Below are 1,442 nucleotides of genomic sequence, written 5' to 3' on the forward strand. Positions count from 1 at the left end.
CCGTGGCAGACCCCGACCGCGAGCAGCGCCGGCAGCGGGTTCGGCACGCGACGCCACAGCCCGACGACCGTCCACACCAGGACCGGCACGACCACCAGCACCGCGTTGAGGACCGGCCCGACCAGCCGCAGGTCGTGCGCGACCACCCTCGGGACACCCAGGGCCGCCAGACCCCAGAGCCACGCCGCGGGCAGCCCCGTCCGGCGGCTCACGCCGACGCCGCGCGGCGGAACCGCTGGTGGGCGGTGAAGGCGAGCACGGCCGTCACGCCGCTCATGGCCAGCCGCACCCAGTGGCCGGTCTCGAACTCCACCGCGGTGCGCCGCAGCACCTCCGCCGAGTGCACCGCGATGCCCTCGGTGAACATGATCTCGTTGCGGGGCCAGAAGAAGAGCACCGAGAACAGCCACTCCCCGAGCGCCAACGACGCCAGCGCGCCCAGCGCCCACGGCCGTGCCGACCGGATCCGCCACAGCAGCACCACCGTGCCCACGGCCAGCACCGCGGTGAGCGCGCCCATCGGTGGGAACAGGTCGGCCGGTCCGGTGATCGCGAAGAAGTCCACCGCCAGCGCCAGCGACGAGGGCGGGTCGTGGAACACGTTGGGGTAGATGACGATCGTCTCGACCAGGATGCCGCCGAAGGCGACCATGGCCACCCAGGTGTACAGGGTCGACACGATCAGGGACAGCGAACGTCGGCGCACGGGAACTCCGCATGAGCAAGGGGAGGGGGAAGCACCCTCACAGGGGTGGTTCCTTCGACGTCGCTCACGCTAGGTCCGCGGCCGGTGCCTCCACATCGACCTCGATACGTGGTCCACGTACGCATCTGGACGTACGCGCTGCGTGACCCCCGCCGGATTCCACCCACGGCCATTCCCCCGATCGGGTGTCTGCTCGTAACCCCGCCTGGCGGACAGGCGACTCCACGGGTAAGCGGCCGGCAGGGAGGCGCCGTGTCCGGGACGAGTGGGTGAGCCCCTGTGGACGCGTTGATCGAGATCACGCAGGACGGTCGGGGCACCGGCAACCGGGTGGAGCTCCGCCTCGGTGACGACGGGGTGTGGCCGGCGGAACCGCCGGCGTCGGACACCGTCGCGACGGAGGCCGGCGCGGTCGATCCGGGCGCGGGTGACGCGGGTGTCGGTGGCCCGGTCGCCGTCGCCCCGGCCGCGATCCTGGAGTTCCTGCACGGCAACGCGGAGTCGCAGGGCTTCACCGACATCGGCCTGCGCCTGGGCCGGCTGCTCCTGCCCCCGACCGTGCGGCAGTGCTGGGCGCGGGCCGCGGTCGAGCGGACGTTCCTGTGCCTGGACCCCGAGTTGCGACGCCTGCCGTGGGAGTGCGCCCGGTCGCCGCACGCCCTGTTCGTGCAGCCCGACCACCCGTTCGTCCGGGTCCACCGGCGCGTGGTGGGCGACGACCCGGTCACCGACCCGC

At 73.0% G+C, this 1,442-nt stretch carries 2 protein-coding genes and 1 pseudogene; 1 reads left to right on the forward strand and 2 read right to left on the reverse strand.

Features of this window, described 5'->3' with window-relative positions; genetic code table 11:
- Positions 1–212: pseudogene (locus tag AB0G02_RS40080) on the reverse strand (hypothetical protein); the annotation flags it as partial.
- Positions 209–706 (reverse strand): DUF1772 domain-containing protein, encoded by a 498-nt coding sequence (locus AB0G02_RS40085; protein ID WP_360805736.1) that lies wholly within the window; start codon positions 704–706, stop codon positions 209–211. The gene AB0G02_RS40085 and the pseudogene AB0G02_RS40080, both read right to left, overlap by 4 nt.
- A gap of 279 nt (positions 707–985) precedes the next feature.
- Between AB0G02_RS40085 and AB0G02_RS40090 the strand changes: the two genes are divergently transcribed.
- Positions 986–1,442 (forward strand): hypothetical protein (locus AB0G02_RS40090; RefSeq protein WP_360805739.1); only part of this gene is annotated, 457 nt, incomplete at its 3' end.

The organism is Actinosynnema sp. NPDC023658, from assembly GCF_040639995.1.
Lineage (GTDB): Bacteria > Actinomycetota > Actinomycetes > Mycobacteriales > Pseudonocardiaceae > Actinosynnema.